The following is a 13,874-nucleotide window of genomic DNA, read 5'->3' on the forward strand; positions in this document are numbered from 1 at the left end:
CCCGGGGCCCCCCCGGGGCGCGCGCCCCCCCCCCCCCCCGCGGGGGGGGGGGGCGCCGGCCCCCCCCCCCCCCCCCGCCCCCCCCCCCCCCCCCCCCCCCCCCCCCCCGACCGGGGTGGGCGGTCCGGCGAGCACGTGCCCGAGTCGATCACCGTTCATCGCCCGTCCGCCCTCCGCGTCGACCGCCGGCAGATCGCTCATCGTGCCGGGCGCGGGCGGGCTCGACGTCGACCGCAGCCATCGGCCCGACCCATCATCGAAGGAAAATTTCGCGGCGGTGGTGCCAGGACGTAGACAATATTCTTGCCGCCGCTTATCGTCACCGCATCGCACATAGAGACCGATCTATTGAGGAGTGTGTCGATGGGACAGTTGCGGCGGTGGGCCGGCGTTCCGATGGCTCTGTTGGCGGCGGGGATCCTGATCGGCGGTGACCCGGTGAGCGCCGGGGCGGCGCCGAAGCCGGTGCCCCCGACCGTCACCGAGGCCGTGACCAACAAGCTGCTCGGTCAGGCCGAGCGTTCCAGCACGGGAGATGTCGCGACACCGGAAACCCGCGTCACGATCAGCCGGCAGGACGGGCGGTGGGCGTTCGGCACCGCCGTCGCGGTCGCCCCCCGCAAGGAGGACGCCCACCCGACCGGCTCGGTGTTCATCGCGCGGGCCGACGGCGGACGCTGGCGGGTCGCGTTCGACGGCGAGGCCGACTTCAGCGAACTGGCCGGCGAGTCACCCCTCGTGTCGGAGCGGGAGCGGCAGGTCTTCAAGACCACGCCGGCCCCCACGTACGCCGGCGGCGACTACCGGACCGGGATGGCCCTGCCGTTCGCGGTCGGCCAGACCTGGACGCTCACCAGCGGCCCGCACGGCTGGGGCGGCAGTGAGTCGCCGTACAGTTCCGTGGACCTCGCCGGCGGCGACCAGGTCGTCCGCGCCGCCCGGGGCGGCACGGCGTACACGATGTGCCAGGGCTGGATCCGGGTGATCCACGACCGGGGCTACTCGACCGACTACTATCACCTGTGGAGCAGCATCTCGGTCAACGGGGCGGCGGTCGGCGCGGGCGCCTACCTGGGCTACACCGGCACCGACGTCACCTGCGGTGGGGCCGCCTACGGCCGGCATGTCCACTTCGGGCTGCGGCAGAACAGCGCGTACGTCCCCATCGCCGGTCACGGCATCGGCAAGTGGGCGTTCGAGAACGGCGCCGCGGCCTACCAGGGTGGCGCGCGGCACGGATCGGCCTGGGCCGGGGCCGGCAGCGCCGTCTACAACTACGGCGCGCTCGGCTTCAACCAGGGAGTGGTCGACGCCAACGGCGGCGGGAGCCTCACCCGGCGTGCCGGGCCCGGCACCGGCTACGCCGCGCTCGGATCGGTCGGCGACGGGGCCACCGTCACCATCTCCTGCTCCGCGAACGGAACCTCACACGCCGGGCGGTACGGCACCACGTCGCTCTGGAACCGGCTCAGCGACGGTAGCTGGGTCTCCGACGCGTACCTCTGGACCGGGGTGAACACCACGATCAACGGCTGGTGCTGATCGCCTGCCCGGCGCGGGGGTTCGCCGCCGCGCCGGGCACGGCATGCCGGTCAGAACCTCCCGGTAGGGCAGACGGGGGTGGACGGACAGTCGCGGTTCTCGGGCAACCGGCTGCGACCGGGAGTCGTCCGCCGGTGCGAGAAGGCGCCCTGCCCGGTCCGTAACCGGGCAGGGGAAGGCGTGTTTCACTACGACGGTGCGCAGCGCCAGTGACCGAGGTCGCCGGTACGCGACCAGACATCCCGCGCGGCCTTGGTGCTCCAGTCCGGGTCCAGCGCGGTCCGCCGGTCGACGCCGAGCCGGGACAACTCCATGCCGCTGACCGGCAGGCCAGCCAGCACCTGGAAGGCCATCACCCGGCCGGCGGTATCCGGGCCGAACCAGCCGTCCACCGGTACGCGCAGCCCGCAGGCCACCAGCCGCTCCTGGAGATCCAGCACGAAGGGGCCGTACATGCCCTGCCGCAGGACAAGCGGGCAGCCATCGGTCGCCGGTAGGTCAGGCCGGAACGCCGTCGCACCCTTCCGAGCAGTACGACGTACTCCCCCGCCGTGGCGGCCTGTGGCACCGGGTCCCGGGCAGCGTGATCCATCAGATCTCTCCGCGTCGTTGATGTGGTCGGACGACGCGGTGTCCGGGCAGCTCAAAGCGGCTCGTCCGAGTCTTCGTCCGACCATCCCGGACAGCCGATCCGGCCGACGTACTCGTTGAGACCGCCGCCCTGGGTGCCTACGGTTGACGAATGATCCTCTCCGACTTCGCCGGGTCCTGGGTCGGCACCAACGGGTTCCGGCTCATGCCCAGTCACCCTCTAGCCGTGTTGCCCGCCGCCGGGACCGTGACGATGGCCGCCGGCGGTCACCTGACCTCGGTCACCTACTCCTGGGAACACCCGGACGACGGACCCCAGGACGGCCTGCTCGTCATCGGCCCTGCCGGCGAGGACGGCTCGCTCGTAGCCGTATGGGGCGATTCCTGGCATCAGAAGCCAGCGCCGATGTCGTTGTCCGGAGGACCGGGAGCAGGCGGGACGTTCGCGATCAAGGGCGACTACGGCGGCGGTTGGGGCTGGGGGATCGTGTTCGACGCCACCGACACCGAGGCCCTGCGAATGCGGATGGACAATCTGATCCCCGCCGACCAAGCCACGGCCGAGATGCCCGCCGGGCCGTATCCGGTGATGGTCATGGACGTACGCCGCGCCTGACTGTCCCGCCGCGGGAGCGGCCAACGACAGGCCAGGACGGACGCGCTGCGTCCAGGCCGAACGGCGGCGACAACGGTCGGACTGGGACAATGACGGCATGCAGAAGATCTCGCTCGCAGCCCTCGCCCGCCAACAGGTCGATCGCGCAGCCGACGCCGGTGGCCGGCACACCGCCGATACCGTCTACGGCGGCCATGAGAAGGTGCTACGCCAGACGGTCATCGGCATGAGCGGGGGCGCACGCCTCGCCGAGCACGAGAACCCGGGCGAGGCCACGGTGCAGGTGCTCCACGGCCGGGTCCGCATGATCGCTGGTGAGCAGTCGTGGGAGGCGCGCACCGGAGACCTGCTCATCGTGCCCGACGCACGGCACAGTCTCGAGGCGTTGGAGGATTCGGCGATCCTGCTGACCGTTGCCAAGTTGCCCTGATCCGATGGTGCCGGACAGACCACCGGCAGGCCGGGCCGACGCCCCGCCGCCGGTGGCTGCCGGCCATCCAACCGGGGCTTCGCTGGCGGGAATGGATACCCCGGGGGGGTATGTTGTGGCGGTCGGGCCGGCCAGAAGCACCCGGGCCTCGCCTTCGGCAAGGGTCGAGACCGAGGCCGACCGGATACCCCCCGGGGTAGGTGTACGGTAGGAGCGGAGGTGGTTGAGATGAAATTGCGTCCCGAGATGACCGGCGAGGCGCTGACCCGCCTGAAGCGAGCGCGAGGACAGCTCAACGCGGTCATCGAGATGATGGAGAGCGGTCAGGACTGCCGTGAGGCGCTGACCCAGCTCGCCGCGGTGTCGAAGGCGATCGACCGGGCGGGTTACAAGATCATCGCCTCCGGCATGCGGCACTGCTCCGGTGCCCGCGATCGCGGCGAGCAGCCGGAGATGACCGAGGAGGAGCTGGAGAAGCTGTTCCTGGCCCTGGCGTGATCCGCCGGGGCTGACGCCGGCGCCCCGGCGGCGTGTTCCCAGCCGGGGCGGGTAAGCGCATGTTCGAGTTCGGCCAAGGGTGACGACTGTCCCCTACATACCCCCGGGGGTATGTAGGGTGGCGAAAGGAGTAGACGGATGACGGTGCAGGTGTCGGTCATCGCGACCTCGTCCCTGGGGGACCGCAGCTACCTGGCGACGGACGGCCGGGTGGCGGTGGTGGTGGACCCGCAGCGGGACATCGACCGGATCGTGTATCTCGCGGGTGAGAAGGGTGTGCGGATCACCCACGTGGTGGAGACGCACATCCACAACGACTACGTCTCCGGTGGCCTGCAACTGGCCCGGCTGACCGGCGCGGAGTACCTGGTCTCCGCCGCCGACGAGATGGGCTTCGACCGGATGCCGGTCACCGACGGCGACGAGGTGGCCGTGTCCGACCTGCTGCGGCTGCGGGTGGTCGGCACTCCCGGGCACACCTTCCACCATCTGTCGTACGTGCTGGACGAGGCCGGCGACGGCGGCTGGTCCCCGGTGGGGGTGTTCACCGGTGGGTCGCTGCTGTTCGGCACGACCGGGCGTACCGACCTGCTCGGTCAGCAGCACGCCCACACCCTGGCCCACCACCAGCACGACTCGGCGCGGAAGCTGGCCGACCTGCTTCCCGACGGCGCCCAGGTGTGGCCCACCCACGGCTTCGGCAGCTTCTGCTCGGCCAGCCAGGCCGACGCCCCGGAGTCGACCATCGGCCGGGAGAAGCAGGCCAACCCGGCGCTGCGGCTGGCCGCCGACCAGTTCGTCACCGAGACCCTCGCGGGGCTGGACGCCTACCCCGCGTACTACGCCCACATGGGAGTGGCCAACGCCGCCGGGCCCGCCCCGGTCGACCTCAGCCCGGTCACCCGGGCCGACGCCACGCAGTTGCGGGAGCGGATCGCCGCCGGGGAGTGGGTGGTCGACCTGCGCCACCGCAAGGCGTACGCGGGCTCGCACCTCGCCGGCACGGTCGGCCTCGGCCTCGACGGGCCCATGTCGACGTGGCTCGGCTGGCTGATCGCCTGGGGAGCGCCGATCACCCTCCTGGCGGAGACGCCGGAGCAGGTCGCCGACGCCCAGCGGGAACTGGTCCGCATCGGCATCGACCGCCCGGCCGCCCAGTCCACCGGAACCCCCGATCAGTGGGCGACCGGCCCGGCCGACCTGCGGCAGCTGACCGTCGCCGACTTCCCCGCCCTCGCGTCCGCGCAGGCCGGGAACACCCCCGAGGGTCTGCCCGCCCCGCAGGTCGTGCTCGACGTGCGGATGACCAACGAGTGGAAGTCCGGCCACGTCGACGGCGCGGTGCACGTGCCGCTGCCCGACCTGCCCGAGCGGCTCGGCGACGTGCCGGCCGGCACCGTTTGGGTGCACTGCGGCTCCGGCTACCGGGCCACCGCCGCCGCGTCGCTGCTGGCCAACGCCGGCCGCGAGGTCGTCCTGATCGACGACATGTTCGGCCACGCCGAGCAGGCCGGCGTCCGGATGGCCGCCACCGCCTGATGATCGCCGCCTCGTGGCGGGCCGGCCGATGCCGGCCCGGCACGAGAGCGCCCCCATGACCACGCAGGCCCTACCAGCGGCCCGCGGCTCGTACCGAAGCGACTTTCGACGGAGGAAGAAACATGACCACGACCCCGGCCACCCCCTCGACACTCGACGCGGCCACCCTGCGTGAGCTGATCGCCGCCGGGCGGACGCCCCGGCTGCTCGACGTGCGCACGCCCGGCGAGTTCGAGACCTCGCACATCCCCGGTTCCTACAACGTGCCGCTGGACCTGCTCAAGGAGCACCGCGAGGAGCTACGCCGTCACCTCGACGAGGACGTCGTGCTGATCTGCCGCTCCGGGGCCCGCGCCGCCCAGGCCGAGCAGGCCCTCGCCGGGGCCGGCCTGCCCAACCTGAAGGTCCTCGACGGCGGCATCATGGCCTGGCAGGCCACCCACGCGCCGATCGCCCACGGCAGGCCCCGGTGGGACCTGGAGCGCCAGGTCCGCCTGGTCGCCGGGTCCATCGTCCTGGCCAGCGTCCTCGGCTCGGTGTTCGTGCCGCAGCTGAAGTGGGTCGCCGGTTTCATCGGCGCCGGCCTCACCTTCGCCGCGGTGACCAACACCTGTGCGATGGGCATGCTGCTCGGCAAGCTCCCCTACAACCGGGGCGCCAGCTGCGACCTGGACACCATCGTCGGCCAGCTCCGTGGGGGGTCGACCACCGGGCGGCGGGCATGACCGGCGGCCTCGCGCTGACCGTCGGGCTGGCCGTGCTGATCGGGGTCAGCCTCGGCCTGCTCGGCGGTGGCGGCTCGATCCTCGCCGTGCCGCTGCTGGTCTACGTCGCCGGTCTGCCGGCAAAGGAGGCCATCGCCACCTCGCTGCTCGTCGTCGGGGTCACCAGCGCGGTCGGCGTGCTGCCGCACGCGCGGGCCGGACGCATCCGGTGGCGCACCGGGCTGATCTTCGGCATGGCCGGCATGACCGGCGCGTACGCCGGCGGTCGCCTGGCCGCGTTCATCCCGGCCGGGGTGCTGCTCACCGGGTTCGCCCTGATGATGCTCGCCACCGCCGGCGCGATGATCCGCGGCCGGCGCGGTGCCGCGCGTCGGCCCGTGCCGCACGAGCTTCCCGTCGGGCGGGTCGTCCTCGACGGTGTCGTGGTCGGCCTGGTCACCGGTCTGGTCGGCGCCGGCGGCGGCTTCCTGGTGGTCCCCGCCCTCGCCCTGCTCGGCGGCCTGCCGATGCCAGTCGCCGTGGGCACCTCGCTGGTCGTCATCGCGATGAAGTCCTTCGCCGGCCTGGCCGGCTACCTGTCCAGCGTCAGCATCAACTGGGGCCTGGCCGCCGCGGTGACCGCCGCGGCCGTCGCCGGCAGCCTGCTCGGCGGCCGGGTCGCCGGCCGGATACCCGAGGACGTGCTGCGCAAGGCGTTCGGCTGGTTCGTCGTGGTGATGGGCGTCTTCGTCCTCACCCAGCAGCTTCCCGACTCGGTGCGGACCAACCCGCTGCTGTGGATCGCGCTCGGCCTGGCCGCCGTGGTGACGGTCGGCGTCACCGTCCGGCAGAACCGACGGCGGGGCCGGCACGCCGTCCGCGAGGTCGTGGCGGCCGGACGGCTGTGACGCGCAGGCAGCGTGCCCGGCGGCCGATCGCCCGGGGTCAGCGGGCGCGCGGCCGGCGGGCCGGGCGCGTGGACGCCTCGGGGCGGACGGCGGCCGAGCGGGGCACGCCGCCGTCGCGCAGCAGCCGGGCCATCGGCAGGGTGGCCGCGCCCATCGCGACCGCGTCGGGCCCGAGCTGGCACAGCTCGATCGAGGCCTGGGCGTACGGCTGGCGCAGCGCGTGCCGTGCGGTGGCCTCCCGGATCCGGGGCAGGAACCGCTCGCCGAGGGCCAGCCCGGCCCACCCGCCGAGCACCACCCGCTCGGGGTTGAACAGGTTGATCAGGGTCGCCACCCCGGCGCCGAGGTAGCCCACGGTCTCGTCGAGCACCGCCTCGGCGGTATTCGTCGAGGAGCGCAGCAGCTCGCCCAGCGCGCTCTCCTCGTCGCCGCCGGTCGCCGGTCGGCCCCGGTTGGCCTGCCGGTAGCGGTCGAGGATGCCCTCCGCCCCGACGTACGCCTCCAGGCAGCCCAGGTTGCCGCAGCGGCACTGGCGACCGCCGTACGCGATGGTGGTGTGCCCCCACTCGCCGGCGCTGCTGTGCGCGCCCCGGTAGCTCACCCCGTCGGTGATCACGGCGGCGCCCACCCCGGAGCCGACCAGTGCGACGACGGCGTGCCGGGTGCCCCGGCCGGCACCGAACCACATTTCGGCCTGGCCGAGCGTCTTCGCCCCGTTGTCGACGTGCACCGGGATGTCGGTGCCGGCGCGGAGCATGGCGCCCAGCGGCACGCCCTCCCAGCCGAGCGTCTGGGCGTGCACGACGGCGTCGGCGGTGCGCTCCACCGTCCCGGAGACCGCCACCCCGAGCCCGAGCACCGCGGCGGGGTCGACGCCGGCCTGCTCGGTCACGGCGGTCAGCCCGTGCAGCAGGTGGGCCACCACCGCGCCGGGGTCGGGCTCGGCGGCGGCGATCGGGTACTCCGCCTTGGCCAGCGCGGTCATCGTCAGGTCGAACAGCTCGACCTGGATCCGGGTCTCCCCGACGTCCGCGCCGACCAGGTAGCCGTAGCTGGGGGTCACCCGTAGCAGCACCCGGGGACGGCCGCCGTCGGACTCGACCGAGCCGGCCTCCTCGACCAGTCCCTCGTCGATCACCTCGCCGACCAGGTTGCTCACGCTGGCCAGGCTCAGCGCGGTGGCCTGCCCCAGCTCGTGCCGACTCAGCGGGCCGTCCAGCCAGATCCGGGTGAGCAGCACCGCGCGATTGGCGCGACGCATGTCGCGCACGGTGGTGCGTCTGGCGTCCATCGGTCCGGTCCTCCCCCTGGGGCGCCCAACGACCGGCACCCCCACCAGCATGCATCAGCGCTACGATTAACGCCATGAACTAAGGTTTGAAGTATGCGGCGGACCGGCCGGCGCGCCGGCTCTGCCCGGCCGGCGCCCCGCCCGAGGCGCGCCGCCGCCGCGACCACCCCGTCCCACCCCCTCCTGCCGTCCCGCGCCACCCCAACCGGAACCCAAGGAGCACGCCCGTGGCCGACCTGACCGCCCTGCCCGCCCACTTCCGCTGGGGCGTGGCGACCTCCGCGTACCAGATCGAGGGCGCCGTCGACGCCGACGGCCGCGCACCCTCCATCTGGGACACCTTCTGCCAAGTGCCCGGCGCGATCGACAACGGCGACACCGGCGACGTCGCCTGCGACCACTACCGGCGCTGGCCCGAGGACGTCGCCCTCATGCGCGGGCTCGGCGTCGACGCCTACCGGTTCTCGGTGGCCTGGCCCCGGGTGCTGCCCGAGGGCACCGGCCGGGTCAACCAGGCCGGGCTGGCCTTCTACGACCAACTGGTCGACGCCCTGCTGGAGGCCGGCATCCGGCCGTTCGTCACGCTCTACCACTGGGACCTGCCGCAGGCCCTGCAGGACCGGGGCGGCTGGCCGGCCCGGGACACCGCGTACGCCCTGGCCGACTACGCGGCCGTGGTGGCCGGCGCGCTCGGTGACCGGGTCCGCGACTGGACGACGATCAACGAGCCGCTCTGCTCGGCCTGGATCGGCCACCTGGAGGGCCGGATGGCCCCCGGCGACGCCGACCTGGCGCTGGCCGTCCCCGCCGCCCACCATTTGCTGCTCGGACACGGCCTGGCAACCGCGGCGATCCGCGCGAACGCCACCGAGCCCGCCTCCGTCGGCGTGGTGTGCAACCTCAGCCCGATCGAACCGGCCAGCGACCGCCCCGAGGACGTCGCCGCCGCCGCCCGCGCCGACGGGCACGTCAACCGGTGGTGGCTGGACCCGCTCTTCGGCCGCGGTTACCCCGCCGACATGCTGGAGGTGTACCGCACCGCGCCGCCGGTCCGCCCCGGCGACCTGGAGACGATCGCCACCCCGCTGGAGTTCTTCGGGCTCAACTACTACTTCCGGCAGCGGGTCGTCGCAGACCCCGACGGTCCCCCGCCGTACGCCCGCCAGGTGCCGGTGCCCGGGGCGGTCGAGACGGCGATGGGCTGGGAGACCCACGCGGCGGGCCTGGAGCAGTTGCTGGTGCGTCTCGCCGAGGAGTACGGCGCCGGCCCGGTGCACGTCACCGAGAGCGGCTCCGCCTGGCCGGACCGGGTGAACCCGGACGGCACGGTCGACGACCCGGAGCGCACCCGCTACCTGGAGGAGCACCTCGCGGCGTGCGCCGCGGCGGCCCGGCGGGGCGTGGACGTGGCCGGCTACTTCGCCTGGTCGCTGCTGGACAACTTCGAGTGGGCGTACGGCTACGACAAGCGGTTCGGCCTGGTCCACGTCGACTACGCCACCCAGCGGCGCACCGTCAAGGCCAGCGGCCGCCGGTACGCCGACCTGATCCGCGCCCACCGCAGCGTGCTGGCCTGACCGCCGAGCCGGCCGGGACAACGGTGGCCCGCGGAGCACATCGCTCCGCGGGCCACCGTCACGATCGGCACACCGTCGGGGTCAGAGCAGGCCGAGCCCCTGCACGGCCGTGCGCTCCTCCTGGAGCTCGGCCACGGACGCGTCGATGCGCTGCCGGGAGAACTCGTCGACGTCCAGGCCCTGCACGATCTCGAACCGGCCGTCGCGGGCGACCACCGGGAACGACGAGATCAGGCCCGCCGGCACCCCGTAGGAGCCGTCGGAGACGATCGCGGCCGAGGTCCAGTCGCCCTCCGGCGTGCCGTTGATCCAGTCGTGCACGTGGTCGATCGCGGCGGACGCGGCCGACGCGGCCGACGACGCCCCCCGTACCTCGATGATCTCGGCACCGCGCTTGGCGACGCGGGGGATGAACTCGTCGGCCAGCCAGGACCGGTCGTCGATCAGCTCGGCCACCGGGCGGCCGTCGACCTCGGCGTGGAAGACGTCCGGGTACTGGGTCGCCGAGTGGTTGCCCCAGATCGTCAGCTTCTTCACCTGCCCGACGGTGACCTGAAGCTTCCGCGCGAGCTGCGCGATCGCCCGGTTGTGGTCCAGCCGGGTCATCGCGGTGAAGCGGTCCGCGGGCACGTCGGGGGCGTGCGCCTGGGCGATGAGGGCGTTGGTGTTGGCCGGGTTGCCCACCACGAGCACCTTGATGTCCGGTGCGGCGCCGGCGTTGATCGCCTCACCCTGGGGCTTGAAGATGCCGCCGTTGGCCGCCAGCAGGTCCCCGCGCTCCATCCCCTTGGTACGGGGCCGCGCGCCGACGAGCAGCGCCACGTTGGCCCCCTCGAACGCCCGCTTCGGGTCGTCGAAGACGTCCACGCCGGCCAGCAGCGGGAACGCGCAGTCGTCCAGCTCCAGGGCGGTGCCCTCGGCCGCGCGCACCGCGGCCGGGATCTCCAGCAGCCGGAGCTTCACCCGCCTCCCGCCACCGAGCAGTTGCCCGGACGCGATCCGGAACAGCAGCGCGTAGCCGATCTGTCCGGCTGCGCCGGTGACGGTAACGGTAACGGGCGTCTCTGCCATCAAAGCTTCTCCTGCCGAAGGGGCGATCGGTGCCGATCAGGGGGCGCAGTCACCATATCGCGAGTCCCGAAACGCGGGCCTAGCAGCGCCTGGTGGCCCCGGTCACCTCCCCACCGACCGGTTCCGAACAGGACGCGCCGGGCGGGCGCCCGCGCCGTGGCCCGGCGCGGACGCCCACGACGGTCAGCGGTCGGCCGCCACCGGCAGGCCGCTCTGGCGCGGCAGCAGCGCCACGGCGGTGAGCAGCACGGCCGAGCCGACGACCAGGTTCACCGTGAGCCGCTCACCGAGCAGCGCGACCGCCAGCACGGCGGCGGCCAGCGGCTCCAGCAGCACGACCACCGCGGCGGTCCCGGCCGGGACGGTGGCCAGGCCGGCGAAGTACCACCGGTACGCCAGCAGGGTGGGCACCACGCCGAGGAACACCAGCCAGCCGAGCACCGGCAGCGCCGCGCCGGTACGCGGCCAGACGCCCTCGGCCAGGGCGAGCGGCAACAGGACCAGCAGGCCGGCGGCGAACGAGACGGCGTCGGCCTGCCCACCGCCGACGGCCCTGGTGTACACGGTGACCCCGCTGTAGCCGAGCGCGGACAGCAGCGCCGCGCCGACGCCCCACGCCTGCCCCGGCCCGGTGTTCACCGGCCCACCGACGAGCAGGGCCAGCCCGGCGAGGGCGACGACGATCACGAGCACGCCGCGCCGGCCGGGCCGCTCACCGAGCAGCACCCGGGCGCCGACGGTGACGAACACCGGCCCGGCCCCGAGCGTGACCAGAGTGCCGAGCGCCAGCCCGGCGTGGTCCACGGCGGCGAAGTACGCGCCCTGGTAGCCGGCCATGCCGACCCCGAGCACCACCGCCGTCCGCCGGGGCGTGGTGGACCGGGCTGTGCCCGGGCGGCAGGCGCAGGCCAGGGCGAGCACGAGCGCGGCGACGGTGACCCGCCAGAAGGACACGGCCAGCGGGCCCAGCCCGCTGGTCCGGAACAGCACCGCCGCCGCGGCGCCGCCCGCGCCCCAGGCGACGGCGGCGGACGAGATGAGGACGAGGTCGCGCCGGTACGGCGCGACGGTACGTGTGGTCATGGGGGGACAACTCCGTGATGGAAGCCGGAAAGAGACGGTCCGCGGCTACGCGGGCGGCGTCCATCGACCGGGCGGGTGGGCCGTCCGGTGCGGAGTGCGTCAGATGGTGCCGCCCGCTAGCGGACGGGCGGCGGCAGGATCGTCATCGGCCTCATGGCTTCGCACCCTAATCGATTCCCAACGACGCGACGACGGGCCGCTCCCGGGGGGAGCGGCCCGTCGTCGCGGGTCCGGGCGGGTGTACGCCCGTCAGGTCATCTCGTCGTAGCGGCGGTCGATCGGCGTCGGGGCGGCGACCGGTTCCGGCGTGCCGATCGAGTCGGTGGCCTCGACCCGCTGGCCGGGGGCGACCGGATCGTCGTCGAGCTCCAACGGCGACACCTCGTCGTCGTCGATCCCGGCGTAGACCTCCTTGCCCCGCCCGCGCCGCCGGTCGTTGAGGAACGCCACGCCGACCGCGCCGAAGTACAGCGCGGTCAGGCAGAGGGCCAGGGCCGTCATGCCGAACGGGTCCGGCGTCGGGGTGACCACGGCGGAGAAGGCGAAGAACACGAAGACCGCGATCCGCCACCAGCTGAGCAGCCGCTTCGCGCTGGCCAGCCCGACGAAGTTGAGCATCAGCACGATGAGCGGGAACTCGAACGCCACCCCGAAGAGCAGGATCAGGTTGGTGACGAACGAGATGTACCGGGTCACCTCGAGGGTCGTCGCGATGTCGTCGCCGGAGATGTTGAGCAGGAACTCCAGCCCCTTCGTGGTGACGAAGAAGGCCAGCACCGCGCCGGCGGCGAACAGCGGCGCCGCGAGCGACGTGAAGATGTACGCGTACCGGCGTTCGTGCCGGTGCAGGCCCGGGGCGATGAACGCCCACAGCTGGTAGAGCCAGACCGGGGCGGCGATGATCAACCCGACCCAGAGGCCGATCTTCAGGTTGAGCAGGAAGACGTCGGCGACGCCGAGCTGCACGAAGTTGCACTTGCCCGTGACCGGGTCGATCGACGCCGGAAGGTCGCAGTACGGCTTCGACAGCAGCTTCCGCACCGGCTCCGCCAGCCAGATGCCGAAGCCGAAGCCGACGAGCAGGGCCAGGGACGCCCGGAACAGCCGGTTGCGCAGCTCACGGACGTGCTCGATGAGGGTCATCGAGCCGTCGGAGGCCCGTTCGAAGGTGCTCGGACCACGTTTACGCAGGGCGAAGGCCACGGTGGTGGGCCCTTCGGTCAGTTGTCGCGGACGCGCTGCACCGGGTCGATGACCGGCTGCTGCGGTGCCTGCGGCGGGGCGTAGGGCTGCTGCTGCGGCTGGACATGGGGCTGCTGCGCGTACGGCTGCTGCCCGGCTGCCTGCGGCGGCAGCGGCTGGTAGGCGGCCTGGGCGTCGGCCTTCTCCGCCAGGTCACGGTCGTCGTCGTGCAGGCTCTTCGTCTCGGCCTTGATGATCCGCAGCGAGCGGCCCAGCGAACGGGCCGCGTCCGGGAGCCGCTTCGCACCGAACAGCAGGATCAGCACGACCACGAGTACGGCGATGTGCCACGGCTTGAGGGCACCCATGGGAAGCTCCAGTCGCTCTGTGTCGTCTCTGAGGGGTGTACCGGAGCCCATCGTACGTGCGTGAGGGCCCGTTGCCACCCGCCGGGCCGCTGGTGGTCACGGCCGGTCGGTGAAGTCTTGACCAACCCCGCTCGTCCCGTCAACCACCGGCGGCCGACCGTTTCTGCGCGCTATCGCCCCAAACGCGCGGCGATCGCGCACAGGACCGACCACGAACGATCAGTGGCCGCGCTTGGCCTTGATCACCGCGACCCGCTGCTGGGTGACGGTGACCTGGCCCTGGAGGGCCTCCGCGCGCTCCTGGAGCGCCTCCGCGCTGACCTGCAAAGCCTCCGCCTCGGCCTGGCGCCTCTGCAACGCCACCGCAGCCCGCCGCAGCCGGGGCAGCCGCGCCACCACCGGCCGCACGGCCAACGCCAGCACCACGAGCGCGAACAGCACCACCGTTACCACGATCCACGTCACCACGGCGGC

At 73.2% G+C, this 13,874-nt stretch carries 15 protein-coding genes; 8 read left to right on the forward strand and 7 right to left on the reverse strand.

The genetic code is table 11. From position 1 onward, the window contains the following. Positions 1-363: 363 nt before the first annotated feature. Positions 364-1,542, forward strand: coding sequence for a peptidase M23 (locus ACFYZF_RS10535; RefSeq protein WP_387018046.1), 1,179 nt, complete (start codon positions 364-366; stop codon positions 1,540-1,542). 188 nt (positions 1,543-1,730) lie between these two features. Here the strand turns inward: ACFYZF_RS10535 and ACFYZF_RS10540 are convergent, their stop codons facing one another. Beyond that, on the reverse strand, positions 1,731-1,982 hold the full coding sequence (locus ACFYZF_RS10540; protein WP_387018049.1) for a peptidoglycan-binding domain-containing protein: 252 nt from the start codon (positions 1,980-1,982) through the stop codon (positions 1,731-1,733). Positions 1,983-2,284: 302 nt separating this feature from the next. Here ACFYZF_RS10540 and ACFYZF_RS10545 point away from each other — a divergent pair, with 302 nt between their 5' ends. From ACFYZF_RS10545 to ACFYZF_RS10570, 6 genes are all read left to right on the forward strand, one after another. Beyond that, complete coding sequence (locus ACFYZF_RS10545; protein WP_387018052.1) at positions 2,285-2,749, forward strand: hypothetical protein; 465 nt, start codon at positions 2,285-2,287, stop codon at positions 2,747-2,749. Positions 2,750-2,846: 97 nt separating this feature from the next. Next, positions 2,847-3,179 carry a cupin domain-containing protein gene (locus ACFYZF_RS10550; protein WP_387018055.1) on the forward strand — a complete coding sequence of 111 codons (333 nt, stop codon included), beginning with the start codon at positions 2,847-2,849 and terminating at the stop codon, positions 3,177-3,179. A gap of 228 nt (positions 3,180-3,407) precedes the next feature. Next, entirely contained in the window at positions 3,408-3,677 is a 270-nt protein-coding gene (locus ACFYZF_RS10555) for a metal-sensitive transcriptional regulator (protein WP_091089764.1), read from the forward strand. Between the two features lie 138 nt (positions 3,678-3,815). Next, positions 3,816-5,216, forward strand: a complete 1,401-nt coding sequence (locus ACFYZF_RS10560; RefSeq protein ID WP_387018057.1) for a rhodanese-like domain-containing protein — start codon at positions 3,816-3,818, stop codon at positions 5,214-5,216. Positions 5,217-5,338: 122 nt separating this feature from the next. Then, the gene (locus tag ACFYZF_RS10565) at positions 5,339-5,941 is read left to right on the forward strand and encodes a rhodanese-like domain-containing protein (protein ID WP_387018060.1); all 603 of its coding nucleotides are present in this window, start codon (positions 5,339-5,341) and stop codon (positions 5,939-5,941) included. Then, positions 5,938-6,828, forward strand: coding sequence for a sulfite exporter TauE/SafE family protein (locus ACFYZF_RS10570; RefSeq protein WP_387018063.1), 891 nt, complete (start codon positions 5,938-5,940; stop codon positions 6,826-6,828). The genes ACFYZF_RS10565 and ACFYZF_RS10570 overlap by 4 nt, the downstream gene beginning before the upstream one ends. A 37-nt stretch (positions 6,829-6,865) precedes the next feature. On the opposite strand, the gene ACFYZF_RS10575 is transcribed toward ACFYZF_RS10570, so the two are convergent. Next, positions 6,866-8,119, reverse strand: a complete 1,254-nt coding sequence (locus tag ACFYZF_RS10575; protein WP_387018066.1) for an ROK family protein — start codon at positions 8,117-8,119, stop codon at positions 6,866-6,868. Positions 8,120-8,346: 227 nt separating this feature from the next. On the opposite strand from ACFYZF_RS10575, the gene ACFYZF_RS10580 reads away from it, so the two are divergent. Next, complete coding sequence (locus ACFYZF_RS10580; RefSeq protein ID WP_387018068.1) at positions 8,347-9,696, forward strand: GH1 family beta-glucosidase; 1,350 nt, start codon at positions 8,347-8,349, stop codon at positions 9,694-9,696. An 81-nt stretch (positions 9,697-9,777) separates the two neighbouring features. Here the strand turns inward: ACFYZF_RS10580 and ACFYZF_RS10585 are convergent, their stop codons facing one another. The 5 genes from ACFYZF_RS10585 to ACFYZF_RS10605 form a co-directional block, all read right to left on the reverse strand. Then, entirely contained in the window at positions 9,778-10,767 is a 990-nt protein-coding gene (locus ACFYZF_RS10585) for a malate dehydrogenase (protein ID WP_387018071.1), read from the reverse strand. A gap of 183 nt (positions 10,768-10,950) precedes the next feature. Beyond that, entirely contained in the window at positions 10,951-11,850 is a 900-nt protein-coding gene (locus ACFYZF_RS10590; protein WP_387018074.1) for a DMT family transporter, read from the reverse strand. A gap of 249 nt (positions 11,851-12,099) precedes the next feature. Continuing rightward, positions 12,100-13,053: a twin-arginine translocase subunit TatC gene (tatC, locus tag ACFYZF_RS10595; protein ID WP_387018077.1), complete on the reverse strand. Its 954-nt coding sequence runs from the start codon at positions 13,051-13,053 to the stop codon at positions 12,100-12,102. Positions 13,054-13,070: 17 nt separating this feature from the next. Continuing rightward, positions 13,071-13,400 carry a Sec-independent protein translocase subunit TatA gene (gene tatA, locus ACFYZF_RS10600; RefSeq protein WP_387018079.1) on the reverse strand — a complete coding sequence of 110 codons (330 nt, stop codon included), beginning with the start codon at positions 13,398-13,400 and terminating at the stop codon, positions 13,071-13,073. Between the two features lie 219 nt (positions 13,401-13,619). After that, on the reverse strand, positions 13,620-13,868 hold the full coding sequence (locus tag ACFYZF_RS10605; protein WP_387018081.1) for a hypothetical protein: 249 nt from the start codon (positions 13,866-13,868) through the stop codon (positions 13,620-13,622). Between the last annotated feature and the right edge of the window lie 6 nt (positions 13,869-13,874).

It is taken from the genome of Micromonospora sp. NPDC001898, from assembly GCF_042891255.1.
Classification (GTDB): Bacteria; Actinomycetota; Actinomycetes; order Mycobacteriales; family Micromonosporaceae; genus Micromonospora.